Annotated in this window: 23 protein-coding genes; 7 read left to right on the forward strand and 16 right to left on the reverse strand. The window is 70.7% G+C overall.

Annotated features, from left to right (window positions below; genetic code table 11):
- Positions 1 to 264: 264 nt before the first annotated feature.
- From H4687_RS29570 to H4687_RS29595, 6 genes are all read right to left on the reverse strand, one after another.
- A complete protein-coding gene (locus tag H4687_RS29570; RefSeq protein ID WP_046918613.1) occupies positions 265 to 1,038 on the reverse strand; it encodes an isoprenyl transferase in 774 nt (257 codons plus the stop codon).
- Positions 1,039 to 1,906: 868 nt separating this feature from the next.
- Positions 1,907 to 2,683, reverse strand: a complete 777-nt coding sequence (locus H4687_RS29575; protein ID WP_046918612.1) for a methyltransferase domain-containing protein — start codon at positions 2,681 to 2,683, stop codon at positions 1,907 to 1,909.
- A gap of 160 nt (positions 2,684 to 2,843) precedes the next feature.
- Complete coding sequence (locus H4687_RS29580; RefSeq protein ID WP_046918611.1) at positions 2,844 to 3,377, reverse strand: carboxymuconolactone decarboxylase family protein; 534 nt, start codon at positions 3,375 to 3,377, stop codon at positions 2,844 to 2,846.
- 73 nt (positions 3,378 to 3,450) lie between these two features.
- Positions 3,451 to 5,808: an FtsX-like permease family protein gene (locus tag H4687_RS29585; protein WP_046918610.1), complete on the reverse strand. Its 2,358-nt coding sequence runs from the start codon at positions 5,806 to 5,808 to the stop codon at positions 3,451 to 3,453.
- Positions 5,805 to 6,491 (reverse strand): ABC transporter ATP-binding protein, encoded by a 687-nt coding sequence (locus tag H4687_RS29590; RefSeq protein WP_046918609.1) that lies wholly within the window; start codon positions 6,489 to 6,491, stop codon positions 5,805 to 5,807. Before H4687_RS29590 ends, H4687_RS29585 begins: the two co-directional genes overlap by 4 nt.
- On the reverse strand, positions 6,488 to 7,015 hold the full coding sequence (locus H4687_RS29595) for a PadR family transcriptional regulator (protein WP_046918619.1): 528 nt from the start codon (positions 7,013 to 7,015) through the stop codon (positions 6,488 to 6,490). Before H4687_RS29595 ends, H4687_RS29590 begins: the two co-directional genes overlap by 4 nt.
- A gap of 333 nt (positions 7,016 to 7,348) precedes the next feature.
- Here H4687_RS29595 and H4687_RS29600 point away from each other — a divergent pair, with 333 nt between their 5' ends.
- Entirely contained in the window at positions 7,349 to 9,730 is a 2,382-nt protein-coding gene (locus H4687_RS29600; RefSeq protein ID WP_179860266.1) for a transglycosylase domain-containing protein, read from the forward strand.
- A 122-nt stretch (positions 9,731 to 9,852) separates the two neighbouring features.
- Here H4687_RS29600 and H4687_RS29605 read toward each other — a convergent pair whose 3' ends face one another.
- The 4 genes from H4687_RS29605 to H4687_RS29620 form a co-directional block, all read right to left on the reverse strand.
- Positions 9,853 to 11,970 carry an ATP-binding SpoIIE family protein phosphatase gene (locus H4687_RS29605; protein ID WP_179860021.1) on the reverse strand — a complete coding sequence of 706 codons (2,118 nt, stop codon included), beginning with the start codon at positions 11,968 to 11,970 and terminating at the stop codon, positions 9,853 to 9,855.
- 343 nt (positions 11,971 to 12,313) lie between these two features.
- Entirely contained in the window at positions 12,314 to 13,006 is a 693-nt protein-coding gene (gene fomD, locus H4687_RS29610) for a cytidylyl-2-hydroxypropylphosphonate hydrolase (RefSeq protein ID WP_046918606.1), read from the reverse strand.
- Between the two features lie 114 nt (positions 13,007 to 13,120).
- The gene (locus tag H4687_RS29615) at positions 13,121 to 14,506 is read right to left on the reverse strand and encodes a class II fumarate hydratase (RefSeq protein ID WP_046918605.1); all 1,386 of its coding nucleotides are present in this window, start codon (positions 14,504 to 14,506) and stop codon (positions 13,121 to 13,123) included.
- Positions 14,499 to 14,696, reverse strand: coding sequence for a hypothetical protein (locus tag H4687_RS29620; protein ID WP_050399578.1), 198 nt, complete (start codon positions 14,694 to 14,696; stop codon positions 14,499 to 14,501). Before H4687_RS29620 ends, H4687_RS29615 begins: the two co-directional genes overlap by 8 nt.
- Before the next feature lie 13 nt (positions 14,697 to 14,709).
- Between H4687_RS29620 and H4687_RS29625 the strand changes: the two genes are divergently transcribed.
- A complete protein-coding gene (locus tag H4687_RS29625) occupies positions 14,710 to 15,408 on the forward strand; it encodes a hypothetical protein (protein ID WP_050399579.1) in 699 nt (232 codons plus the stop codon).
- A 224-nt stretch (positions 15,409 to 15,632) separates the two neighbouring features.
- Here the strand turns inward: H4687_RS29625 and H4687_RS29630 are convergent, their stop codons facing one another.
- Complete coding sequence (locus H4687_RS29630; RefSeq protein ID WP_050399580.1) at positions 15,633 to 17,300, reverse strand: fumarate hydratase; 1,668 nt, start codon at positions 17,298 to 17,300, stop codon at positions 15,633 to 15,635.
- Between the two features lie 182 nt (positions 17,301 to 17,482).
- On the opposite strand from H4687_RS29630, the gene H4687_RS29635 reads away from it, so the two are divergent.
- Both H4687_RS29635 and H4687_RS29640 read left to right on the forward strand, forming a co-directional pair.
- Positions 17,483 to 18,208 (forward strand): DUF1707 SHOCT-like domain-containing protein, encoded by a 726-nt coding sequence (locus H4687_RS29635; RefSeq protein WP_005480707.1) that lies wholly within the window; start codon positions 17,483 to 17,485, stop codon positions 18,206 to 18,208.
- A 173-nt stretch (positions 18,209 to 18,381) separates the two neighbouring features.
- Complete coding sequence (locus H4687_RS29640) at positions 18,382 to 18,759, forward strand: WhiB family transcriptional regulator (protein WP_078907616.1); 378 nt, start codon at positions 18,382 to 18,384, stop codon at positions 18,757 to 18,759.
- 90 nt (positions 18,760 to 18,849) lie between these two features.
- Here the strand turns inward: H4687_RS29640 and glpX are convergent, their stop codons facing one another.
- Positions 18,850 to 19,884: a class II fructose-bisphosphatase gene (gene glpX / locus H4687_RS29645; RefSeq protein ID WP_046919002.1), complete on the reverse strand. Its 1,035-nt coding sequence runs from the start codon at positions 19,882 to 19,884 to the stop codon at positions 18,850 to 18,852.
- Positions 19,885 to 20,009: 125 nt separating this feature from the next.
- On the opposite strand from glpX, the gene H4687_RS29650 reads away from it, so the two are divergent.
- The gene (locus H4687_RS29650) at positions 20,010 to 20,528 is read left to right on the forward strand and encodes a DUF4245 domain-containing protein (protein WP_078907617.1); all 519 of its coding nucleotides are present in this window, start codon (positions 20,010 to 20,012) and stop codon (positions 20,526 to 20,528) included.
- Between the two features lie 124 nt (positions 20,529 to 20,652).
- Here H4687_RS29650 and H4687_RS29655 read toward each other — a convergent pair whose 3' ends face one another.
- The 3 genes from H4687_RS29655 to xseA form a co-directional block, all read right to left on the reverse strand.
- A complete protein-coding gene (locus H4687_RS29655) occupies positions 20,653 to 21,243 on the reverse strand; it encodes a malonic semialdehyde reductase (protein WP_020113944.1) in 591 nt (196 codons plus the stop codon).
- A gap of 138 nt (positions 21,244 to 21,381) precedes the next feature.
- Positions 21,382 to 21,666, reverse strand: coding sequence for an exodeoxyribonuclease VII small subunit (locus H4687_RS29660; RefSeq protein ID WP_046919005.1), 285 nt, complete (start codon positions 21,664 to 21,666; stop codon positions 21,382 to 21,384).
- 10 nt (positions 21,667 to 21,676) lie between these two features.
- Positions 21,677 to 22,963: an exodeoxyribonuclease VII large subunit gene (gene xseA, locus H4687_RS29665; RefSeq protein WP_046919004.1), complete on the reverse strand. Its 1,287-nt coding sequence runs from the start codon at positions 22,961 to 22,963 to the stop codon at positions 21,677 to 21,679.
- Positions 22,964 to 23,241: 278 nt separating this feature from the next.
- Here xseA and H4687_RS29670 point away from each other — a divergent pair, with 278 nt between their 5' ends.
- Together H4687_RS29670 and ppgK are read left to right on the forward strand one after the other, a co-directional pair.
- On the forward strand, positions 23,242 to 24,249 hold the full coding sequence (locus tag H4687_RS29670; RefSeq protein WP_097249424.1) for a 4-hydroxy-3-methylbut-2-enyl diphosphate reductase: 1,008 nt from the start codon (positions 23,242 to 23,244) through the stop codon (positions 24,247 to 24,249).
- Between the two features lie 141 nt (positions 24,250 to 24,390).
- Positions 24,391 to 25,137, forward strand: a complete 747-nt coding sequence (gene ppgK / locus H4687_RS29675; protein ID WP_046918285.1) for a polyphosphate--glucose phosphotransferase — start codon at positions 24,391 to 24,393, stop codon at positions 25,135 to 25,137.
- Between the two features lie 50 nt (positions 25,138 to 25,187).
- Here ppgK and H4687_RS29680 read toward each other — a convergent pair whose 3' ends face one another.
- Entirely contained in the window at positions 25,188 to 25,754 is a 567-nt protein-coding gene (locus H4687_RS29680) for a DUF6542 domain-containing protein (protein ID WP_050399581.1), read from the reverse strand.
- Positions 25,755 to 25,891: the final 137 nt, after the last annotated feature.

A 25,891-nucleotide genomic window follows, 5' to 3' on the forward strand; every position in this document is an offset into this window, starting at 1 on the left:
GCGCCGTTGCACGGGCCGAAAACCGGCCCTCCGCTGCTTCGTCCGTGCTGTGACCGCACGATCGGGCTGGTGCAAAGGGCCTCCCGGGCGGACGGCCCCGAGCCGCCCGCTGAGATCCGACACCCGTGGTTCGGGTGTCGACCTGACTGGCTTATGCCCTCGAACATGCGCCGCCATGCCAAGCGGTACGACGGCGTCCCGGTGAACTCCTCGTTACTTCTGTCCCGGACGCGCAGATGCGCACCTCATCCGCAATACGGAGTTTCAGCCTCCGAAACGACGGCCGCGCACGGCGTAGTCGCGCAGGGCACGCAGGAAGTCGACCTTCCGGAAGGCCGGCCAGAAGACGTCGCAGAAGTAGTACTCCGAGTGCGCGGTCTGCCAGAGCATGAATCCGGACAGCCGCTGCTCGCCACTCGTACGGATCACCAGGTCCGGGTCGGGCTGGTCGACGGTGTAGAGGTGCCTGCCGATCATGTCGATGTCGACGGACTCGGCGAGCTCCTCCATCGAGGTGCCCTTGTCGTGGGCCTCCAGGAGCATCGAGCGCACCGCGTCGGCGATCTCCTGGCGGCCGCCGTACCCGATGGCGACATTGACCAGTATCCCGTCGACGTCCGCGGTGGACTCCTCGGCCTCCTTGAGCGCGCTCTGCATCCCGGGGGACAGCAGATCCAGCGCCCCCACGTGGTGCACCCGCCAGCGGCCGTCGGCGGCGAGGGAGCGGACGGTGTCCTCGATGATGCCGAGGAGCGGGACCAGCTCTTCCTTCGGGCGGTTGAAGTTGTCGGTGGAGAGCAGCCAGAGGGTGACGACCTTGACGTCCGTCTCGGTGCACCAGCCGAGGAATTCCTCGATCTTGTGAGCGCCGGCCTGGTGGCCCTGCATCGTGGTGGAGCCCGCCGCCTTCGCCCAGCGCCGGCTGCCGTCCACGATCACGCCGATGTGCTCGGGCACCTGGGCGTGGTCGAGGTGACCCTCGACCCTGCGTGCGTAGACCTTGACCAACAGGCCGCGCAGTGTGTCGCGCAGGTTCACGTGTTCCAGCCCCTCCGGTGCGGTGACGGTCCCCTTGGAGAGCCGAAGCCTACCGGTGCCGGAGGCCTTGGGAGGCCCGGGGTCGGGGGACTTGGGGGCGGCCCGCTGCGGTGCGCGGGGGCGCCGACCTGCCGCTCGCCGTCCCGGGGGAGCGGTCGTGCGGGCAAGAAAAAACGGGCCGGTCCGTGGGGGGGAGACGGACCGGCCCGAGGGGGGGGGTTCCACCATAACCCTTCGTGAGTGATGCTGCGTGCATCGGCGCTCCACAACTACTCTCCGGAGCCGGGCGACAGCGCGACGGTGAATGCGGAAGCGTTCATTCAGGGCGTGATCGAGGGGTGATCATGGCCGAATCCCGGCGGATTCGAAGGAGGAAAGGCGAAATCTCGGCGGGAATGTGAGGCTTGCGCGGTGTTGTGCGGCTTCCGGGGAGAAACGGCCCGGCGCCCCCGTACGGGTGAAGGGTGAGCGGAACGCGCGCTTGACGGTGAACCTCGGGCGCACGGCTTCGCGCAGCCCCCTCCACTGCGCGACGCCGTACCGCGCAGCTTTGCTCACGCGAATTCCCTTGGTCTGAACCTACGTGAGCGGGGCAGGTGAATCCAAGCCGCGAGCGATAACGATGTGGACACCCCGATCGAGGCCGAGATCTAGAAGATCCAGGTCAGGATCTGACCTCCATCGGGCCTGGCCTCGCTCCCATCGACGGCGACGAGCGCTGGGGGTGCCCCCGTATGACGGCCCCGCGGACCTCGAAGAACGAGCAGGTCAGGCAGATCAGGCAGGTCAGGTCGGTCACGCCGGTCAGGGCGGTCACCTGGGAGGAGGCGAGCGCGCGGCGGACGGAGCGGCTGTTCCTGAGGGCGCCTCACAGGGCCGGCTTGCGGGCCTCGAAGAGGTGGCGGGCGCTGTGCGCGACGAAGGGACCCTCACGCTCGATCCGCTCGTGCAGGGAGCGCAGCCGCGGGAGATACGCCTCGACGGTGAAGCCGGGCACCATCCAGACGACCTTCTTCAGGAAGTGCACGACCGCGCCGATGTCATGGAACTCCATGCGGAGCCGCTCGGCCCGCAGGTCCACGATCTCCAGCCCGGCCGCCTCGGCGTCGGCGCGCTCGTCGTCCGGGTGGCGGCCGCGCCGGGTCTCCTCGGGCAGCGGCCCGGTGAAGTGCTCGACCAGCTCGAAGACACTGCGCGGCCCCACGTGCTGCGCGAAGTACGTGCCACCGGGTTCGAGGACCCGGGCGATCTCCGACCACGGCGGGCGTACCGGATGCCTGCTGGTGACCAGGCCGAACGCCCCGTCCGCGAACGGCAGCGGCGCGCCCTGCTCCACGGCCACCACCACCGCGCCCCGCGGACGCAGAAGCGCGGTGGCCCTGGCGATGTTCGGCGGCCACCCCTCCGTGGCCACGGTCACCGCCGGGAACCGAGGAGCGGAGGCGAGCACCTCGCCGCCCCCGGTGTCGATGTCCAGCGCCGCCGAGGCCCGCCCCAGCCGCTCACCCATCGCCCGCGCGTACCCCCACGACGGCCGGGCCTCGGTGGCCCGCCCCTCGAACCACGAGAAGTCCCACCCGTCGGTGGGCACGGCATCGCCTTCGGCGACGAGGTCGTCGAAGGCGCGGGAGGAGAGGGAGGCCATGGGGATGGATTGTGCCGAGGGGGAGCAGGGGCCGCGACCGATTTTCGGCGCCTGCCCCCAGGGGCGCGGGGAACTGCGCGACCAGCCACGACCGACCCGCGGCCGCCCGACCACCGAACCCCCGCATCCGTAGGCGACCCCGGGCCACCTCAACCCGCGCCTACTCGCAGAGCACCGCCTCCGCCTCCAACGTGACCCCGACCGCCTGGATCACCGCCGCGATCCGGAACGCCTCCTGCACCGTCTCCCGCCCGACCCCCGCCCGGCGGAGCGCCTGCTCGTGCGAGTCCAGACACGCCCCGCACGCGTTGATCGCGGACACGGCGAACGCCCACAACTCGTAGTCGACCCGGTCCACCCCGGGATCGCCGACGACCTTCATCCGCAGCCCCGTCCGCAGATCGCCGTACGCGTGGTCGGAGAGCAGATGCCGCGTCCGGAAGAAGACGTTGCTCAACGCCATCGTCGCGGCGGCCGACTTCGCCGCGGTGTACGCCTCGGGCGACAGCCGCGCCCTCGCCTCCGGCGCCAGCTCGCGCAGCACCCGTGCCGAGCGCGAGGCGATCGCCGTGGCCAGCACGGTCCCCCACAGCCGCTGCTCCGACAGCTCGGAGTCGCCGAGGACGGCATCCAGGTTCCGGCGCAGATCCTTCGCGTACTCCGGAATCGCGGACCTCAAGGTGTCGAGCGACATGGCGTCCTCACTCCCGGGCGGGCGGCTGACGGGGTCCAGTGTGGCGGTGCCGCGGGGCCGGCGCGGCCCCGGCCTACTCCGTACGCAGCCCCTCCGGCCGCATGAGCCGCACCAGCGGCGGCATGCTCAGGGCCGTGACCAGCAGGACGACGCCCGCGCCGATGCCCGTCATCGACAGCACCCCCGACCAGTCGACGGCCACCGGGAAGCCCGTCATCTTCAGCAGTACCGCTCCCAGGGCCAGTCCGACCGACGAGGCCAGGACGAGGCCCAGCGTGATCGGGATCGCCGTCTGCCACAGCACGGACAGACCGAGCGTGCGGCGCCGGGTGCCGAAGGCGACCAGGGCCGACAGCAGCTTCCTGCGTTCGCGCAGCTGCTCCAGCTGGGAGACCAGGAGGCTCGCGCCGATGAGGACGAGCACGGCGGAGGCGCCGACGAGCAGACCGGTGCGGATGTCCGTGAACTGGTCCAGTCGTCGGGTCGACTCCCACTCCCAGGTCCGGATCAGCGGATCGACGGCGACGGCGGCGTTGCGCACCTCGTCGAGCGCGTTCGGGACCGTGGGATCGGTGCGGACGTAGACGGTGCTGGAGAGTTCGTCCCCGACCTTCGCGGGCAGGGCACCGCGGGTCGCCAGCAGCCCCTCCATGCCCATCCGCAGCGGGTCGGGCCGCTGGGACACCTGCCGCACCTCGGCCGGCAACTTCCAGGCGATCTCGGCTCCCGGGTCGGCCCCGCTGAAGGACGGGTCGAAGTACAACGTCTTGCCCGGGACACCGAACCGCGCCACGTCGGCGTCCCTGACCCTCTTGGGAGTCTTCATCACGAAGACGTCACCGTCCCGGCACGAGGAGATCGTGGCGAGTTCGCGCAGCGCGGCGCAGTCGCCGACGGTCACCCCCATCCATGCGTCGGGGTCCTTGGCGGTGGGGGAGGCCTCTGCGGTGGAGAGCACGGCGGTGGCCTCGGCCCCCTTGGCCCGCTTCAGCTCCTTGCCGGCGACGCTCACGGGGAGGTCGTCCGGCAGCGTCAGCTCCATCTGGGTCCGCGTGACGTCCATGCCGGTCGACTCGGTGTACCTGCCCTCGACGCCGGCGAACAGCATCTGCAGGGCGATCGCGCCGGCCACCGCCACCGCGATGCCGTTGACCATGCGGGCCGCCGATCCGCTGCTCAGCTGGAGCCTGCGGACGGCCAGTTGCCAGGAGACGCCGCCGGAGCCCAGCCGGGCGACGAACGCCTCGACGATCCACGGCAGCAGCGCGGTGATGCCGAACAGCAGCAGGACGACACCGCCGGTCACCATGTACTCGTTGAACTCCCCGTTCCCCGAGCCCTGGCCGATCATCGGGTAGAGCAGGGCGAGGCCGCCGAGCGGCGGCAGCAGCCGCCACCAGAGCCTGCGGCGCGCGGGCCTGGCCGTGCGGACCACACCGAGCGGTTCGATGACGACACCGCGCAGCGCGAACAGGGTGACGAGGACGGCCGCCGCCGGCACCGCGAACGCCACCAGCAGGGCGAGCGCGGGGGAGGGGTCGAGGTAGCTCGGGAACACACTGACGTCGAACACCTCGACGGAGCCGATGGCCTGGCGGCCGAGCAGGAAGAAGCAGGTACCGAAGACCAGCCCCAGCACGGCACCCGAGAGCGCCTCGCCCGCCGCGATCCTCCGCGTCATCCGCCCGTCGGAGCCGACCAGCCGCAGCGCCGCCAGCCTGCGGTCGCGCCGCTCGCCACCGAACCGTACGGCCGTGGCGATGAAGACGGCGACCGGCATCAGCAGCACCACGAAGACGACCAGCGTGAGCAGCAGCAGGATCGGGTCCATCTCCTCCTGCGGCTGATCGGTCGTACCGAACCGGTCGATCCGTGCCACCACGGAGCCGTCGAGCCGTCGCGCGAGTCCGTCGGCTCCGGCGTAGTAGGCGAGTTCACCCGGACCGATCAGCCCGCTCTCGCCGATGGTGCCCACCGTCCGGTAGCGCAGCCGGTCGCGCAGGAGTTCCCCGGCGTCCGACGTCAACAGGTCGGCGAGGGCCGGGGAGACGACCATCTCGCCCGGTGCGGGGAACTTCGCGAGTCCCGGCGGCGGCTGCGCGTCCGCGCCCTCCTGTTCGAGGAGCCGTCCCCGGATCTCCTGGTGCTGGTACTCGGTGTCGGTGTCGCCGACGAGCAGGGTCCTGTCGGTCGGCTTGGAGCGGGCGTTGTCCTCCAGGTAGCCGATGCCCCGGTCCTGCCGGGCGTCCTCACGGGCTCCCCGGGTATCCAGCGCGTTCGGTATCGCCGTGGTGAGCAGCAGCAGAGCCACCCCGAGTCCGACGCCCGCCGCCGTGAGCAGGGCGCGCACCCAGCCCTCACGGCCCCCGGTGAAGGCGAACCGGGCCCCCATGGCCAGGTCCCGGTACCACTGGCGCACGGTGGCGCTCATACGACGCGCTCCATGTCCCGTGACTTCCCGTCCCGTACGACGATCTCGCGGTCCGAGTACGCGGCCACCCGCGCCTCGTGCGTGACGAGGACGACAGCGGCGTTGGTCGACCGGGCGGCCTCGGTGAGCAGTTCCATCACGCGCTCGCCGTTGAGCGAGTCGAGCGCGCCGGTGGGCTCGTCCGCGAACAGCAACCGGGGATTGGTGACCAGCGCACGCGCCACGGCGACCCGCTGGCCCTGACCACCGGAGACCTCACCGGGACGCTTGCGGGCGAGGTCGTCGACCTCCAGGCGCTCCATCCAGCCGAGGGCGGTCCGCTCGGACTCCTTGCGGGAGCCGCCGTTCAGCCGCAGCGGCAGCGCCACGTTCTCCACGCACGTCAGTTCCGGCACGAGCTGGCCGAACTGGAAGACGAATCCGAACTCGCTGCGCCGCAGCGCGCTGCGTTCGGTGTCGTTCATGGTGGCCATCTCGCGGCCGTTGTACGTGATCGAGCCCGAGTCGGGCTGCACGATCCCGGCGAGGCAGTGCAGCAGCGTCGACTTGCCGGAGCCGGAGGGGCCCATCACCGCGACGACCTCGCCGGGGTGGATGGAGAACCCTGCGCCGTCCAGGGCGTCGGTCGGCCCGTACGCCTTGCGCAGATCGGTCGCCACGAGCAGGGAGCCGGCGGGGGTCATCGGCGGACCACCGCCTCGGCCAGTTTGCCCAGTCGGGCGGCGGTCAGCTCCAGCCATCGCAGATCGGCCTCCAGGTGGAACAGGGCGTGGTCGCAGATCAGCTGATCGGCCAGGTCGCCCTTGCGCTTGCGGTCGGTGAGGATGCGCATCATGCGCAGGTGTTCGGAACGCTGGGTGTCGAGGATGTCGGCCGCGTTCCGGTCGGTGAGCAGGGCGAGGACGACCTTCGTGTAGAGGGTCGACTGCAGATACGGCTCGGGCTTCTCGGGCGTCGCGAGCCACCGCTGGACATCCGTGATGCCCGCCTCGGTGATGGCGTACCGCTTGCGCTCGGGTCCGCCGCCGGGTTCGATGCCGTCGACCTCGACGAGGCCGTTCTTCAGCAGGCGCGACATCGTCGAGTAGACCTGGCCGTAGTGCAGCGGCCGGTCGTGACCGAACTTCTCGTCGAAGGCCCGCTTCAGGTCGTAACCGTGGCGGGGCCCGGACTCCAGGAGTCCCAGGAGAGTGTGACCGATGGACATGAGCACGACTGTACACAGTGGGTATACACCGCACGTATACATGCTGTGTATAGGTCGCCATCGGGCGTGGAGGGGCGCAGGTCAGGGCCGATTGTCACGGTTCTGTCACCGGGATCGTCGCCAACTCCTGCGTCTGGTGGGGCAACCATCCGGCCTGTTGGAACGTCCGTTCCGGTGGGATGAGGTCTGCGACACGCGTGGCCGCGTGCGCATTGTCACGCCACCACAGAGCGGACCGACTCCCTCTTGCCACAGTCCTCGGTGTTAGCTTGCTGAGCTGACAACACCCGAGTGACGTATGAGACCGAGAAGAAGTCGGAGCGGACCGGAGCCATGGGACGAGCGGAAGAAAGACGAGCGCGGCAGCGCGGCGGTCGCCGCGCGGCGCCCCAGCGCTCGTCCGGGAGCGAAGCGGGGACGACGGCCGTCATAGCCCCGCCCGAGGGCGGCGGCCGGGCGGCCGCCAGAGCGGCGGCCAAGGGCGGCGGCAAGAAGAAGCAGCAGAAGAAGAGCTTCCTGCGCCGTCTCTTCACCTGGAAGAAGATCCTCGGCACGTTCTTCGGCGTCTGCCTGCTCGGCATGGGTGCCTTCGTCGTGCTCTACATGTCGATCGACATTCCGAAGGGGAACCCGCAGGCGACCCAGGAGAGCAACGTCTACAAGTTCTCCGGTTCCAACGGCAAGGTCTTCGCCCGCACCGGCAACACCAACCGCGAGATCGTCGAACTCGCGGATGTCCCCAAGAAGGTCCAGCTGACCTTCGTCGCCGCCGAGAACAAGTCCTTCTACACGGACCCCGGCGTCGACCTCAAGGGCATGGCCCGCGGCGTGATCAACACCCTGTCCGGCAAGGGCAAGCAGGGCGGTTCGACGATCACCCAGCAGTACGTCAAGAACTACTACCTGACGTCCGACCAGACCGTCACCCGCAAGCTCAACGAGCTGGTCATCTCCCTGAAGCTGGAGCGTGACAAGAGCAAGGACTACATCCTCGCGGGCTACATCAACACCAGCTTCTACGGCCGTAGCGCCTGGGGCATCCAGGCCGCCGCCCAGGCCTACTACCGCAAGGACGCCAAGGACCTCGACGTCGAAGAGGGCGCCTACCTCGCCGCGCTGCTCCAGGCCCCCAGCCAGTACGACCTGGCCACCGCCACCCCGACCGGCAAGAAGCTGGTCACGGCGCGGTGGAACTACGTCCTGGACAACATGGTCAAGATGAAGAAGCTGTCCGCCTCGGAGCGCGCGGGCATGAAGCTCCCCAAGCCGAAGCCGCCCCAGGCAGCCCCCGACATGGCGGGCCAGAACGGCTACCTCGTCGAGGCCGCCAACAACCAGCTGGCCAGGCAGCTCGTGGCCGACGGCACGGCGGAGGACGTCGAGGACGCCAGGACGAAGATCGAGGCGGGTGGCTGGACCATCACGCTGAACATCAACGCCAAGAAGCAGGCCGCGCTGGAGAAGGCCGTCAAGCAGCGCCTCACCAGCAAGCTCGACCCGAAGAAGCGCAAGGTCGACAAGTACATCCAGGCCGGCGCCGTCTCGGTGGACCCGAAGACCGGCAAGGTCGTCGCCATGTACGGCGGTGTCGACTACGTGAAGCACTTCACGAACAACGCGATGCGCCGGGACTACCAGCCCGCCTCCACCTTCAAGCCGGTCATCCTCGCCGCGGCCGTCGACGAGGACGCCGAGACGCAGGACGGCGACCCGATCACCGCCAGCACGGTCTACGACGGTGACAGCAGGCACAAAGTCATGGACGACGGCACCGCGGTCGGCTTCAACCCGCCGAACGAGGACAACGTCGACTACGGCGACGTCACCGTCCAGACCGCCATGAACAAGTCCATCAACTCCGTCTTCGCGCAGATGGGCGTCGACGTGGGCATGGAGAAGGTCATGGAGGTCGCCGGGAAGCTCGGCATGGACACCGAGGGCATGCAGGCGGTCCCCGCCCAGACCCTGGGCTCCATGGGCGCCAGCCCGCTGGAGATGGCCGGCATCTACGCCACGCTCGACAACCACGGCAAGAAGGTCACCCCGACCATCATCGCCTCGGCCACGCACCGGGACGGCGAGGTCGAATTCCCCAGTCCGATCGGTGAGCAGGTCATCACCCCCGAGGCCGCCGACACGGTCACCTCGGTCCTCACCGGCGTGGTCGACGACGGTACGGCCAAGACCTCCGTCCGCGACAACCCGGCCCGCAACGGCCAGCAGGTCGCCGGCAAGACGGGTACCTCCGACGAGAACCGCTCCGCCTGGTTCACCGGCTACACCCCGAACCTCGTGACCTCCGTCGGCCTCTTCGGCGAGGACATGAGCAAGAACGGCAAGCACGTCTCGATGTACAACGCCGTCGGCGTCCCCCGGGTCAACGGCGGTGGCTTCCCGGCCCAGATCTGGGCCACGTACACCTTCGGTGTCATGGGCAAGCCCGCCAAGTTCGACCTGGACACCAAGCAGGGTGCCGCGGTCGCGCCCACCGAGTCGCCGACCCCCTCGCAGACCCCGAGCGAGACCCCGTCCGAGACCCCCAGCAGCGAGCCGCCGACGTCCTCCAAGCCTCCGACGGCCTCGGAGTCGCCCTCGCAGTCGCCCCCGGAGTCGCCCCCGGAGTCGAGCCCGCAGGAGACCCCGTCGGGGACCCCGTCGGACGACGGCGGCATCGAGTTCCCGCCGGATCCCAAGGATCCACAGGTGGACGACTAGCGCACGTGACAGGCGAAGGGCGCCCGGTGAAAATCACCGGGCGCCCTTTCGTGTGTGCCCTCACGAGGCTCGTGTGTGCCTTCGAGAGGCGCGGGGCCGCGACCTGCGCGGCCGTTGAGCGCTCACGCGTGGTTCAGCTCGAACCACACGACCTTCCCCGCACTCAGCCGTGTGGCCCCCCACCGCTTCGCCAGCCGATTGACCAGGTAGAGCCCACGGCCCCCCTCGTCCGTCGCCCGGGCCTGCCGCAACCGGGGCAGCTGCGGCACGTCGTCGGTCACCTCGCACCGCAGCACGTCGGTGCGCAGCAACCGCAGGGTGACCGGCCGCGTCGCGTACCGCACCGCGTTCGTCACGACCTCGCTGATCAACAGCTCGACCGAGTCGGTCAACTCCTCCAGCCCCCAACGGGACAACGCGTGCCGGGCCAGCCGGCGCGCGCGCCCCGGAGCCATCTCCTCCGGCTCCAGGAACCAGTACGCGACATCGCTGGGAGCGATCCCATCGAACCGCGCGGCGAGCAGCGCGATGTCGTCGTCCCGGTCACCCGGGCCGAGCATGTCGAGCACCTCGTCGCACAGCGCTTCCAGCGGCGGCGGATGGTCCGGCCCGGTCAGCTGCGCGGTCGCGGCCAGCTTCTCCCGCAACTGCTCTATACCGGTCCACACGTCCCGGAGCCGGGACTCCACGAGCCCGTCGGTGTACAGCAGCAGCGTGCCACCGGCCGGCGCGTCCAGCTCCACCGCCTCGAAGTCCACGCCGCCCACACCGATCGGCGCACCCGGCGGCACCCGCAGCACCTCGGCACGCCCGCCCAGATGCAGCAGCACCGGCGGCGGATGCCCCGCGTTGGCGATGGTGATCCTGTGCGAGACCGGGTCGTACACGGCGTACAGACAGGTCGCCATGCGGTCCGTACCGAGCCGCTGGGCCTGCTCGTCGAGGTGGTGCAGCACCTCCTGCGGCGGCAGATCCAGCCCGGCCAGCGTCTGCGCGGTGGTCCGCAGCTGGCCCATGATCGCGGCAGAGGTCATCGAATGACCCATCACGTCACCCACGACCAGCGCGACCCGGCTCCCCGGCAGGGGAATCGCGTCGTACCAGTCACCGCCGACCCGCGCCGTCTCGGCGGCCGGCAGATACCGGTGCGCGAGCCGTACGCCGGTGCAGCGCGGCAGCGCCTCCGGGAGCATCGTGCGCTGCAGCTCGTCGGCGATGTACGCCTCGCGGCCGTACAGCACGGCCTTGTCGATGCCGAGCGCGCTGTGCGTGGCGAGCTGGGCGGCGACCAGCAGGTCGTCCTGCTCGAACGCCATCCGCTCCGGACGGCGCAGGAAGACCGCTGCGCCGATCACCCGGCGCCGGCCGCGCAGCGGGGCGAGGATCGCCCGCTGGCCGGTCGGCACCGTCAGCTCCGCGTCCGGGCCCAGCAGTTCGGGCAGCGCGTCGTGCGCGGCCGGCGCGTCCGCGAAGACCGGACGCACCCCCCGCAGCACCTCGGCGAGCGCCCCGCCGGGCCGTACCTCGCACTGCTCGGCCGTGACGACCGCCAGATCCACCGGCTGCTCCGGCTGGAGCGCGGACGGCATGAAGCCGCCCTCGGTGTCCCGCTCCTCGGGGATCCGGTCGGTGCGGCGCAGGCGCAGCACCATGGGCCCCGTCGGCCGCTCGTCGCCGACCGGCAGCGGCTCGCGCAGATACACGAGGATCGCGTCCGAGAACGTCGGCACGGTGGCCCGGCACAGACCCATCACGATCTCGTCCAGGTCTATGCCCCGGGCGATCCGCCGGGTCGCGGCGCCGACGAACCGCAGCCGGTCGCCGTCCCGCCGCATGGGCATGGGGGCGCCCGGCGCCACGCCCTGCCCGCTGCGCCGCTCCAGAGCGCCGACGGTCCCGCCGGACCGTTCCGGCTCACCGCCCGGCTGCGCCGGGATGGTCTCCGGCGCGGGGCGCGGGCGGTGTGGGGGGTCGGGTTCGGCGGCCGCGGGCTGGGAGTGCTCGGAGACCGCCGGCTGGGCGTGCTCCGAGGGGGCCTGTCCGCCCTTCGCGCAGGGCGTCGCGGTGCCGGGCTCGGCCGGTGCGTCACCCATGCGTGCCTGAGCGGGTAAAGCCGCGGCCGGCGCGGTGCGCATCGACTCCTGCGTACGCAGGAGCGCCCCGCGGGGATCCGTGGGGCCGGCGCCGCCCTGAGGGCGCTCATGGGAGGTGGGGTGCTCCGTCACGCGTGTCGAATCCATCCGTCCGGGACTGCGCGTTGTGTGCGCAGTGCGTCCCGCAAACCCGATACTTCGTCCCGCAGAAAGGCCGATACCCGGATTACGTGTCCTGGGAACGGAATTCCCGCGTGGTCAGAGGCAGTTCCTGTGCCACACACGGTACCGGCGGGCACGGCGAACGACAGTACAGCCCGTCCACCGGGCCGTCTCCGGCTCGTCCCGGTGTAACCCTCGTACCCCTTGATCACGTCTTGCCGCCCCTCGGTGACGTACGGTCAAGCCCTGCCCGAACTGCGGGAGTTGCCCCTGTGAACTCTTGCGGAGGACGATCCTACGGTTGCGGACCCGGGGCGCATCAAGGGTCTCATGAGGACAAGTGCGCGGGCGTACGGTCCCAGTCGTCCGGGAGAGACGGTACTCCCCATGCCGGATTCGGGCGCCAGTGCTGCCAGCCGTCCGCGAACGGCGGGCCCCACGCGCGGATCACCTCCACCGCGGACCGGCCCGCCTCCCGCACCTGCTCGGCCGCCGACGCGTCCATCAGGCCGTCCTGCTGGGCCTGCGCGAACTCGTCCTCGTCGAGCCAGGTCCAGGACCGGTCAGGGTAGACGCAGATGTCCAGGAAGTGGTCCTCGGAGTCCACACCGCCGTCCCAACGGGCCAGTGGCGTCTCCAGGTTGACGTACCAGTTCTTGAAACGCCAACCCTGCTCCCAGAAAAGCCACACCGACCACGGCTCGCCCGGCCGCGCGAGCTTCAGCACCCCGGTGCCGGACCAGCGGCCGTGCCGCACGCCACGCGGCTTCTTGTAACGCGACGCGAGCGGCTCGGAGTTCAGCGAGGTGCCGTCGGCCAGCACGGGCCGAACACACTCGGTGCCGGGCGCCAGCCACACGGCCAGCAACTCGGCGTCGTCGCGTACGACCGTGACGGGGCGCGCGATATGGAAGCGTTCGCCACCGTTCTCCCGGTAACGCCACAGGATCTGACTCCCCGGCTCCCAGAACGCCGCCGACCCGCCCGCTTCCACTCGTCTCACCACTCCGTCGTCTCCCATGCGCAGATATTAGGTGTCATGCGCATATGACGCTGCGGCACCGCTCACGGTTCACGCCTCGGCGGGAATCGGTTACCCGCGCGACACCCACGACGGCCGGAACTCGCCGTACGGTCACGGCCGTGTCATCCGCAGGACATCCAGCGCCTCGTCGAGCTGTTCGAGGGTGAGGTCGCCGCGCTCCACGTACCCGCTCGCCAGGACGACCTCCCGGATGGTCCTCCGCTCGGCCAGCGCCTTCTTGGCGACCTTCGCGGCCTCCTCGTACCCGATGTACTTGTTGAGCGGGGTGACCACCGACGGAGAGGACTCCGCGTACTCGCGGGCCCGTTCCCGGTGGGCGACGATCCCGTCCACCGTCCGGTCGGCGAGCAGTCGCGAGACGTTGGCCAGCAGCCGGACGGACTCCAGGACGTTCTTGGCGATGACGGGCAGCATGACGTTCAGCTCGAAGTTGCCGGACGCGCCCGCCGTGGTGACCGTGACGTCGTTGCCCGTGACCTGCGCGGCGACCATGAGCACGGCCTCCGGGATCACCGGGTTGACCTTGCCGGGCATGATCGAGGACCCGGGCTGGAGGTCCGGCAGGGAGATCTCCGCGAGACCGGTCCTCGGCCCCGACGCCATCCACCGCAGATCATTGGCGATCTTGGTGAGGGACACGGCGATCGTACGGAGCTGTCCGGACGTCTCGACGAGCCCGTCCCGCGCCCCCTGCGCCTCGAAGTGGTCCCGCGCCTCGGTGAGCGGCAGCCCGGTGACCCGCGCGACCTCCGCGATGACGGCGGCGGAGAACCCGGGGGGCGTGTTGATGCCGGTCCCCACGGCCGTGCCGCCCAGCGGGAGTTCGGCGAGCCGGGGGAGCGAGGCCGTGAGCCGCTCGACGCCGTACCGCACCTGGGCCGCGTACCCGCCGAATTCCTGGCCGAGAGTCACCGGTGTCGCGTCCATGAGGTGCGTACGACCGGACTTCACCACGTCGGAGAATTCCGCGGACTTGCGCTCCAGCGCGGCGGCCAGGTGCTCCAGGGCCGGGATCAGATCACGGGTGACGGCGGCGGTGGCGGCGATGTGGATCGAGGAGGGGAAGACGTCGTTGGACGACTGCGAGGCGTTCACATGGTCGTTCGGGTGCACGTCCCGGCCGAGCCGCTCGCTCGCCAGTGTGGCGATGACCTCGTTGGTGTTCATGTTCGACGAGGTGCCGGAGCCGGTCTGGAACACGTCCACCGGGAAGTGCGCGTCCCAGCGCCCCTCGGCGACCTCCTCCGCCGCGTCCCGGACGGCCTCGGCGATGTCCTTGTCGAGCACGCCCAGTTCGGCGTTGACCGTCGCGGCGGCGCCCTTGATCCGGGCCAGGGCCTCGATGTGGGCGCGCTCGATGTGCTGCCCCGAGATCGGGAAGTTCTCGACCGCCCGCTGTGTCTGGGCCCGCCACTTGGCGTCCGCCGGTACCCGGACCTCGCCCATGGAGTCGTGTTCGACGCGGTAGTCACTCATGCCCGGTACAGCGTCCGGACCGGGCCCGGTGTTCCCGGCCGTACCCCGTGAGGGTGAGCGTGAAATTCCGCACGCCGATGTCGGTGACGTGCAGTACGGTCACCGCGGTGAGTCGATCGTCGAACGCGATGTCGAATGAAATATCGAATGAAGTGTCGAAGAAGGAAAGTGCATTGAGAAGCGCTGTCATACGTCGGTCCTGCGTGGCCGGTGTCGCCGCCCTGTCCCTGACCCTCCTCGCCGCGTGCTCGGACTCCGGCGGGAGCGGGGGAGAGGGCGACTCGGGCGGCAAGGCCCTCTCCGCCGCGGACCTGGAGAAGGTGGTCCTGAAGGACGGGGACGTGAAGGGCCACAAGGTCACAAAGCCCACCGGCACGGTGGACCGGAAGGACATCGAGCCGGGCACCGACGCGTGCGCGCCCGTCGCCTACGCCATGCTCGGCTCCGTGGTCGACGAGCCGGCCGCGACCGTACAGCGCGAGACGCAGAAGAAGATCGACCCCGCCGAGGCCGCCAAGAGCGGTGACGTCTCGGGCCTCGACGCCACCCGCACCCTGCTCCGCCTGACCTCCTACGACGGCTCGGCCGCCCAGAAGGTGATGAAGTCCCTCGCCACCTCGGCCAAGGACTGCGCGGACGGCTTCGAGGTCACGGCCGACGGCACCGCCCAGCAGGTCACCAAGGTCTCCACGGACCCCGCGCCCGAGGGAGCCGACGAGGCGATCGCCCTGACCTTCCTCAGCGAGGCCGAGGGCACGAAGATCCCGATGAAGGTCGTCGTCTTCCGCAAGGGCGGCACCGTCGGCTACGTCACCGCCCTGAACCTGGCCTCGGCCGCGTCCGGCAAGGACTTCGAGTTCCCGGCGGAGGTCGTCGACGCGCAGGTGAAGAAGCTCGCCTAACCGTTCGACGAGACCCGCGCACCCCGCCCCGGCCCGCCCGGCGTCCGAGGACGAGCCCCTGGGGACCCCCAGCCCGTCCGGTGCTCGAGGACGGGGCCCGTTCAGGGCCGAAGCGGGGGTGCGGGGGGCGGCAGCCCCTGGCGGGGTCGAAGGGGCGGCGCCCCTGGGGAGGGGACGGGTAGGGGCGGCGGGGGCGAAATCCGTCCCCGCCGCCCCGGCTGCCGCTACGCCAGCCCCGGCCCCCGCACCGGAATCGTCGTGAACGTCGGCGCCGGCGCCGGGTCCTGGAAGAAGTCGTTGCCCTTGTCGTCGACGACGACGAACGCCGGGAAGTCCTCGACCTCGATCTTCCAGACGGCCTCCATGCCGAGCTCCTCGTACTCGACGACCTCGACCTTCTTGATGCAGTCCTGGGCGAGACGGGCGGCGGGACCGCCGATGGAGCCGAGGTAGAAGCCGCCGTACGTGTCGCACGCGTCCGTGACCTGCTTGCTGCGGTTGCCCTTGGCCAGCATCACCTTGGAGCCGCCCGCCGCCTGGAACTGCTCGACGTAGGAGTCCATGCGGCCGGCCGTGGTCGGGCCGAAGGAACCGGACGCGTAGCCCTCCGGGGTCTTCGCGGGACCGGCGTAGTACACCGGGTGGTCCTTCAGGTACTGCGGCATCTCCTCACCCGCGTCGAGGCGTTCCTTGATCTTGGCGTGCGCGATGTCCCGCGCCACGACCAGCGGCCCGGAGAGCGACAGCCGCGTCTTCACCGGGTACTTGGTCAGCTCGGCGAGGATGTCGTCCATCGGCTGGTTGAGGTCGATCCGCACGACGTCCGACGACTCGTCCAGGTGCTCGTCCGTGGTCTCCGGCAGGAACCGCGCCGGATCCGTCTCCAGCTGCTCCAGGAAGACACCCTCGGCGGTGATCTTCGCGACGGCCTGCCGGTCGGCCGAGCAGGACACGGCGATCGCGACGGGGCACGAGGCACCGTGCCGCGGCAGCCGGACGACCCGCACGTCGTGGCAGAAGTACTTGCCGCCGAACTGCGCGCCGATCCCGATCTTCTGCGTCAGCTCGAAGACCTTCTCCTCCAGATCCTTGTCCCGGAAGCCGTGCCCGAGCGGCGAGCCCTCGGCCGGGATCTCGTCCAGGTAGTGCGCGGAGGCGTACTTCGCGGTCTTCAGCGCGTACTCGGCGCTCGTACCGCCCACCACGATCGCGAGGTGGTACGGCGGGCACGCGGCCGTGCCCAGCGAACGGATCTTCTGCTCCAGGAACTTCATCATGGAGGCCTCGTTCAGGACGGCCTTCGTCTCCTGGTACAGGAACGACTTGTTGGCCGACCCGCCGCCCTTGGCCATGAACAGGAACTTGTAGGCGCCGCCGTCGGTGGCGTACAGCTCGATCTGCGCCGGCAGGTTCGACCCGGTGTTCTTCTCCTCCCACATGGTGAGCGGAGCCATCTGCGAGTAGCGCAGGTTCAGGTTCAGATAGGCGTCGTGGATGCCCTGGGACAGGGCCTTCTCGTCCCCGCCCTCGGTGAGCACGTTCTGCCCGCGCTTGCCCATGACGATCGCCGTACCGGTGTCCTGGCACATGGGAAGGACGCCCGCGGCCGCGATGTTCGCGTTCTTCAGCAGGTCCAGGGCGACGAACTTGTCGTTGCCCGACGCCTCGGGGTCGTCGATGATCCGGCGGAGCTGCGCGAGGTGCGCCGGCCGCAGATAGTGCTGGATGTCGTGGATGGCCTCGGCGGCCAGCTTGCGCAGCGCCTCCGGCTCCACCTTGAGGAACGTGCGCCCGTCGGCCTCGAAGGTGGAGACACCCTCGGAGGTCACCAGCCGGTACGGGGTGGTGTCCTCTCCCATGGGGAGCAGATCGGTGTACTCGAACTCAGGCATGTCGCCCATTCCTCACTCGGCACTCGGCACTCGACAAGACGGCGCGGCTGGCCTCCATCGGCAGCGCTCACCAGCGTAGAACCTGGCGCTGGGACCGGGCTTGTGAGGTAAGGCTCAGTTCGCCGGCCCGGAGTTGTCCACACCCCTGGTCGCGATCTATCGCGAGTGGGTAATCTGCTGTCGTGGACCTTCAGAAGCGCCCCACCCAGGAACCGCCGTTGCCGTCTGCCGAGCTGCGCGCCTCCGACGCCGACCGCGACCGGATCGCCGACCTCCTGCGCGACGCCCTCGCCGAGGGCCGACTCACCGCCGAGGAGCACTCCGAGCGGGTCGAGGGCGTGCTCGCCGCCAGGACGGTGGGTGAGCTGGACGTCTTCGTGCGGGACCTGCCTGCCGGCCAGGCGGCCCGCAGGGCGGCACCGGCGTACGTGCCGCCGGTCTCCTCCGTGCCCAACCGTCCGACGCCCGGCGCCATCCCGCTCGACCCCGACGACCGACTGATGGCCGTCTTCAGCGCCTCGATGCGCAAGGGCCGCTTCCGGGCGGGCCGGCGCATCCACGCGTACGCGATATTCGGCAGCGTCGAGATAGACCTCAGCGAGGCGATATTCGAGCACCGGCAGGTGATGATCAAGGCCATCTCGGTCTTCGGCAGCGTCGAGGTCCGCGTCCCGGAGAACGTCTCGCTGCGCGGCAGCGGCGGCGGCATCCTCGGCAACTTCGAGGTGCACGCGCTCGATTCGGGCGAGACCGACGCCCCGGTGGTCTATGTGGACGGCCTCGCCGTCCTCGGGAACATCGAGGCGAGGCCGAAGCGGGGGAAGGTCATCGCCGACCTCCTCGGCCGGGTCTCCGACCATGTCGCCCGCAAGGTGGACGATCATTTGCGCAAACACCAGGACCGTTGACGGGTGTGAATTCGACCACGTCCGGACATGACCCGAGGGGTCCGGTCCGGTTGTGCTCGCGCGGTGTGGGCGGCGAATTCCAGCGGATCGGGACTCAGTGCATAGGCCCGCGCACAGCGGGTAGGCCTTGCTGCATCGTCTCTCGCTCGCGAAGCCGTCGTCAGGAGTAGACCGTGCTGCATCCGCCGCATTCGTCCCTGCAGGTCGCTGCTGTTCCGCCCCAGCGGGTGCCAGTGCGAGACCGGGATCAGGACGCCCCGTGGCACACGGAGGCCGTGTGCCGGCGCGACGAGGCCGGGCTGTTCTTCGCCCCCTCCAAGGAGCCCACCGCGTCCCGGCTCTCCCGCGAGGAAGCCGCCAAGCGCGTCTGTGCCCGCTGCCCCGTCATGGTCGAGTGCCGGGAACACGCACTCCTGCAACCCGAGCCCTACGGAGTCTGGGGCGGTCTGACAGCGGCCGAACGCCGGGTCGTCCTGGCCCGCAGGCGCCGTCGGGACCTGGAACTGAACAAGACGGCACGGACGAACGGGGCGATAGCCGCGGCCGGTTGACGCCGGTTCAGACATGGCGAGGGCGCCCTCTCCGCACAAGAGGTCGCCCTCGCCGTGTACGGCCGCGCCGTGTGGGCGTGACCGGCGGAGCTACTTGGCCTTCTCGAAGTCGATCGAGCTGTAGGCCCGCAGCTTGCTCAGCCGGTGCGTCGAATCGATCCGTCGCACCGTTCCCGACTTCGACCGCATCACGATCGAGTCGGTCGTCGCGGTCTCCGAGCGGTAGCGCACACCCCGCAGCAGCTCCCCGTCCGTGATGCCGGTCGCCACGAAGAACACGTTCTCCCCGGACACCAGGTCGTCGGTCGTCAGGACCCGGTCGAGGTCGTGGCCCGCGTCGATCGCCCGCTGCCGCTCCGCGTCGTCCTTCGGCCACAACTTGCCCTGGATCGTGCCGCCGAGGCACTTCACCGCGCAGGCCGAGATGATGCCCTCGGGCGTGCCGCCGACCCCGAGCAGCAGATCGACACCGGTGCCCTCCCGCAGCGCCAGGATCGAGCCGGCCACATCACCGTCGGAGATCAGCTTGATCCGTGCTCCGGCCTCGCGGATCTCCTTGATGATCCCTTCGTGCCGGGGCCGGTCGAGGATGACCACGGTCACGTCGTCCGGCGCGGACCGCTTGGCCTTGGCCACCCGGCGGATGTTCACGGAGACCGGGGCGTCGATGTCGACGAAGTCGGCCGCCTCGGGCCCGGTGACCAGCTTGTCCATGTAGAAGACGGCCGAGGGGTCGAACATCGTGCCCCGGTCGGCGGCCGCGAGCACGGCGATCGCGTTGGTCATGCCCTTGGCCGTGAGCGTCGTACCGTCGATCGGGTCGACGGCGATGTCGCACTCCGGGCCGGTGCCGTCACCGACGCGCTCGCCGTTGAAGAGCATCGGGGCCTCGTCCTTCTCGCCCTCCCCGATCACGACGACGCCGTTCATGGACACGGTGGAGACGAGGGTCCGCATGGCGCGCACGGCGGCACCGTCCGCCCCGTTCTTGTCTCCGCGCCCGACCCAGCGGCCCGCCGCCATCGCGGCGGCCTCGGTCACCCGGACGAGTTCCAGGGCGAGGTTGCGGTCGGGGGCCTCGGAGGGCACTTCCAGTTCGGACGGCAGCTGATGATTCTCGGTCATCGGAGCGCACCTTTCTGATACGACGACGGCCGGATGAGGGTTCGGCCCGACTCTATCGTCAGTCCGACAAAATGAGCAGGGGACCCCACGGATGAGCGGGCCGGTGCACCTGCGACGATGAGGACGTGGCAGGTACGAAAGGCAAGCAGACCGTTCGCGACATGGTCCTCTCCCTGGGGATCATCGTGCTGGCGGCATGGGTCATCTATCTCTTCATCCCGCACGACGAGACCGAGCAGGAGCCTCAGCGCGTCGACTACCGCGTCGAACTGCTGACGGCGCGTCGCGCGGCCTCCTACCCGGTGGTCGCGCCCGAGGGGCTGCCCAAGACCTGGAAGGCGACCTCCGTCCGCTTCCGGGGCGACGAGTCGGACCGCTGGCACCTCGGCTTCCACGACCCCGACGGCCGGTACGTGGCGGTCGAGCAGTCCGCGGAGAAGCCGTCCCGGTTCATCGCGGACGCCACCCAGGACGCGCGGAAGACCGCTACGACGCAGGAGATCGGCGACGAGACCTGGACCCGCTACGAGGGCGACCGCTACGACGCCCTCGTCCTGAGCGGCGAGGGCTCCACGACCGTGGTCACGGGCTCCGCGTCGTTCGACCGGCTGGCGAAGATGGCCGAGGCGCTCAGGACCGGGTGACGGGCGCGGGTGGTGAACCCGCCGCGAACGCGACGAAGGGCCCCGGCGGGAACGCCGGGGCCCTTCGTGATGTGCGGCTGCGGGTGGTGCGTTGCCGCGGGTGGTGCGTCGGCCGCGGTGGGACTCAGACCGTGGTGACGACGTGGTCGAAGTCGAGCCGCGGGGAGCGCGGGTAGGACGCGCCCTCGCCGGGACGGCCGATGTTGACCACCATCAGCGGGGTGTGGTCGTCGTCCAGGAACTCCTTCTGGACCCCGGCGAAGTCGAAGCCGGTCATCGGGCCTGCGGCCAGGCCGGCGGCGCGGACGCCGATGATGAAGTACGCGGCCTGGAGGGCGGCGTTCATGCCGGCGGCGGACTCACGAGCGGCGCGCTCGGCGAAGAAGAGGTCCTTGGCCTGCGGGAACGCCGGGAACAGGGCCGGCAGCTCCTCGTGGAACTCGTTGTCCGCGGCGAGGATCGCGACCAGGGGAGCGGTGGCGGTCTTGGCCTGGTTGCCCTCGGCCATGTGCGGCACCAGACGCTCACGAGCCTCGGCGGAGCGGACCAGGACGATGCGCAGCGGGGTCTGGTTGAACGCGGTCGGGCCGTACTTGACCAGGTCGTAGATCGCCTGCACCTGCTCCTCGGTCACCGGCTCGTCGGTGAACGTGTTCGCGGTGTGGGCCTCGCGGAACAGCAGGTCCTGGGCGGCGGGGTCAAGAACGAGGGACATGAGGCAACCTTCGTGCGAGAGGAGGTGTACGTCCTCGACCGTACGCGAAGGAAGTTCAAAGTTCAACCAAAGCCTGGCCGTGGTGATCTGCTTCACAGCGCCTCGGTGTTCGGGGCCCCGCGCCCCGGGCCGCCGGAGTCACCTGCCCCGGCCCGCCGCCTCCGCGTCGCCCTCGTCGTCCTCCGCCAGCGCCGCGTCCAGCCGCGCCCGCGCCCCGTCCAGCCAGCGGCGGCAGACCTTGGCCAGCTCCTCGCCGCGCTCCCAGAGGGCGAGGGACTCCTCCAGCGTCGTACCGCCCGCCTCCAGGCGGCGTACGACGTCGATCAGCTCGTCCCGCGCCTGCTCGTACCCCAGGGCGCGGTCGGTCTCGGAGGCCCCGGCCGCCCCGGTCGTCCCGTCGGCCTGGCTCACGTTGCTGGTCATGCGGCCCACCTTATGCGTCCCCTCCGACATTCCCTGGTGCGCCTGCAGTCCCGGGTGCACCGAGCGCCCCCGGGGAGTCCCCGGTCCCCGCGCCGTGGGCCCGGACGGCGAACTCGCCCTCGGCCACCCGTGCCCGCAGCGGCTCCCCGGGTTCGACCTCGTCCGGCGCGCGGACCACATGGCCGTCGGACTTCTGCAGCACCGCGTACCCCCGCTGGAGCGTCGCCGCGGGGGAGAGGGCCACCACGCGCGCGTGCGTGTGTGTCAACTCCGAGACCGCGCGGTCCAGATGGTGCCCGAGGCAGCGGCGGCCCCGGTCCAGCAGCGAGCCCACGTGGTCGGCGCGCTCGTCGATCATGCGGTGCGGATCCTCCATCGAGGGGCGCGCGAGGGCATGCGCGAGCCCCCGCTCCTCGCGCTCCACGAGCGCCTCCACGCACCGGCGCGCCCGGTCGCGCAGCCACCGCACCCGCTCGTACTCCTCGCCCACGTCCGGCACGACCTTCTTGGCCGCGTCGGTCGGCGTGGACGCGCGCAGGTCCGCCACGTAGTCCAGCAGGGGGGTGTCCGGCTCGTGCCCGATCGCCGACACGACCGGCGTACGACAGGACGCGACCGCCCGGACGAGCTGTTCGTCGGAGAACGGCAGCAGGTCCTCGACGCTGCCTCCGCCGCGCGCCACGACGATGACGTCCACGCCGTCCATCGCGTCCAGCTCCTTCACCGCCTGCACGACCTGGGGCACCGCGTGCACCCCCTGCACGGCGACGTTGCGCACCTCGAAGCGGACGGCCGGCCAGCGGTGCCGGGCGTTCTCCAGCACGTCCCGCTCGGCCGCCGAGGCCCGGCCGCACACCAGCCCGATCAGCTGCGGCAGGAAGGGCAGCGCCTTCTTCCGCTCCGGCGCGAACAGCCCCTCCGCGGCCAGCGACTTCTTCAACTGTTCCAGCCGGGCCAGCAGTTCGCCGACCCCGACCGGCTTTATCTCCGTGGCCCGCAGCGACAGCTGGCCGCGTGGCGCGTACCACTCCGGTTTCGCCAGGACGACGACCCGGGCGCCCTCGCTGACCACGTCGGCCACCGCGTCGAACACCTGCCGGTAGCAGGTCACGCCCACGGAGATGTCGTGCGACGGGTCCCGCAGCGTGAGGAACACGACGCCGGCGCCCGGGCGCCGCGACAGCTGGGTGATCTGCCCCTCGACCCACACCGCGCCGAGCCGGTCGATCCAGCCGCCGATGAGGCGGGAGACCTCGCCGACGGGGAGGGGGGATTCGGCGGACGTGTTGAGTGCCATGCGCCGAGGGTAGCGGGGGGTACGGACAGGGCTCTGCCGTGCGTTCGGGGGGTGCGGTGCGTTGGCGGGTGCGGGTCCGTCGTGGTCGCCCGCGCAGTTCCCCGCGCCCCGGAAAGCAGCGGCTGCGCCCCGTGCTTTTCAGGCCCGAAGGGCCTGGGCTTTTCAGGGGCGCGGGGAACCGCGCGAGAAGCCCCACCGGACCCGCACCCGAAAACGAACCGAACCCCGCCCCCTCCCCCCGCTTCCCCGGCGGAGCCCCAGCCGGGGAACCCCCTACGATGGAAGACATGACCGCTTCGCCTGGCCGCCGTGTCCTCCTCGCCGCCCCGCGCGGCTACTGCGCGGGTGTCGACCGCGCGGTGATCGCCGTCGAGAAGGCCCTGGAGCAGTACGGGGCCCCGATCTACGTCCGCCACGAGATCGTCCACAACAAGTACGTCGTGCAGACGCTGGAGCGGAAGGGCGCCATCTTCGTCGAGCAGACGGAGGAGGTCCCCGAGGGGAACATCGTCATGTTCTCGGCGCACGGCGTCGCCCCGACCGTCCACGACGAGGCCGCCCGCGGCAAGCTCGCCACCATCGACGCGACCTGCCCGCTGGTCACCAAGGTCCACAAGGAAGCCATCCGGTACGCCCAGGACGACTTCGACATCCTCCTGATCGGGCACGAGGGGCACGAGGAGGTCATCGGCACCTCGGGCGAGGCGCCGGACCACATCCAGCTCGTCGACGGCCCCGAGGACGTCGCCAAGGTCGAGGTCCGCGACCCGTCGAAGATCGTCTGGCTCTCCCAGACCACCCTCTCCGTCGACGAGACGATGGAGACGGTCGGCGCGCTCAAGGAGAAGTTCCCGCTGCTCGTCTCGCCGCCCAGCGACGACATCTGCTACGCCACGCAGAACCGCCAGCTCGCCGTGAAGCAGATGGGCGCCGAGGCGGAACTGGTCATCGTGGTCGGCTCCCGCAACTCCTCCAACTCGGTCCGGCTCGTCGAGGTCGCCAAGCTCGCCGGCTCGCGCGAGGCCTACCTCGTGGACTTCGCGAGCGAGATCGACGAGGCCTGGCTGGAGGGCGTGGAGACCGTCGGCGTCACCTCGGGCGCCTCCGTGCCGGAGGTCCTCGTCGAGGAGGTCCTCGAATGGCTCTCCCAGCGCGGTTACGGAGACGTCGAACTGGTCAAGGCCGCCGAGGAGTCGATCACCTTCTCCCTGCCCAAGGAACTCCGCCGCGACCTGCGCGAGGAGGCCGCCTCCCTGGTCGCCGAGCGCACCGGACAGGGCGCCTGACCCTCCCCGCATCCGCCGTACGGCCCCGGAACGTGAAGGTTCCGGGGCCGTACGCGTCCCACGGGGTGAGGATCCGGACGCCCGGCGGCGGCCGGGCACCTCGCCGACGTGACTGTCAGTCGTACGACGTAACGTAGGGCCATGCACATCTTCGGCGTGGACATCGGTGGTTCCGGGATCAAGGGCGCACCCGTGGACCTGGACCTGGGCGACCTGGCGGACGAGCGACACAAGGTGCTGACCCCGCACCCGGCGACGCCCGACTCGGTGGCCGACGGGGTCAAGGAGGTCGTCGACCACTTCGGGTGGACCGGCCCGGTCGGCATCACCTTCCCCGGCGTGGTCACGGGCGGCGCCACGATCCGTACGGCGGCCAACGTCGACAAGGGCTGGATCGACGTCGACGCGCGCGCCCTGCTGAGCGAGCGCATCGGCGGCCTGCCGGTGACCGTGGTGAACGACGCGGACGCGGCGGGCGTCGCCGAGATGCAGTTCGGAGCCGGGCGCGACCGTCAGGGCACGGTCATCCTGCTCACCTTCGGCACGGGCATCGGCAGCGCCGTCTTCTCCGACGGCGTCCTCGTCCCCAACACGGAGCTGGGCCACCTGGAGCTGCATGGCCACGACGCCGAGACCCGCGCCTCCACCAAGGCCAAGGAAGACCACGACCTGACCTATGAGCACTGGGCCAGGCGCGTCACCAAGTACCTCGCCCACGTCGAGATGCTCTTCTCGCCCGAGCTGTTCATCATCGGCGGCGGTGTCAGCCGCAAGTCGGCGAAGTTCCTGCACCTCCTCGAAGGGATCAGGGCGGAGATCGTCCCGGCCCAGCTGCAGAACAACGCGGGCATCGTGGGCGCGGCGATGCGGGCGGCGAAGGCCGGCTAGGAGCGGGCGCCGCACCGGGACGGGGCGCGGGCGGGAGCCCGCAACGCCGCCTAGCGCCCCCGGGGGACGGTGTCGCGCGGCTGGGCCGGGGGCCTCGGGGTACGCGGCCCGACCGGCCGGTGGCCGTCCGGGGTCCGGGGCCGGACACGGGCCGTCCTCCCCGGAACATCAGCTTCCGGGACCCGGCGCTGCCCGCCCTGCCCCCCGACCCGCGCCCGGCCCTCCCGGACGTACCGTTCCCGCTCGGCAGCCCGGTGGGCCATCAGCCGGAGCTTGCGCACGGTCACGATGACACCGGCGACGAGCGTGCCGCCGTACAGCCAGCCCGCCTGCATGGCGAGGGCGGTGACGAGGGCCATGAGATGCCCGCCGAGCCCGCCCTCCCCCTCGGCCAGCAGCGGCAGTCCGGCCGCGAAGGCGATCGGGACGACGACGGGGGCGCTCGCCAGGTCACCGCTCCGCACCCACACCGCCGTCATGGCGCTGACCAGCAGGAACAGCACTCCGTATACGGTCGGGGACGCGCCGAACAGCAGGCGGTCGAGGCAGGCGAGCACGAACATCGCCGCCCCGCAGAACAACCCGCAGCCCAGGTCGGTGAGGCGGGGATTCGGCATCCGGCGCACGACCCGCGCGACGCTCCGCACGGCTCGGACCGGCGGGGGTACGGGCCCGCGCGCGACCGGAGCACGAGGCGGCACGCTCGCGCCGGGTGCCCGGCCCCCTCTGCCGGCCTGCGGGGGAAGAGGCGGTG

It is taken from the genome of Streptomyces stelliscabiei, assembly GCF_014873495.1.
Classification (GTDB): domain Bacteria; phylum Actinomycetota; class Actinomycetes; order Streptomycetales; family Streptomycetaceae; genus Streptomyces; species Streptomyces bottropensis.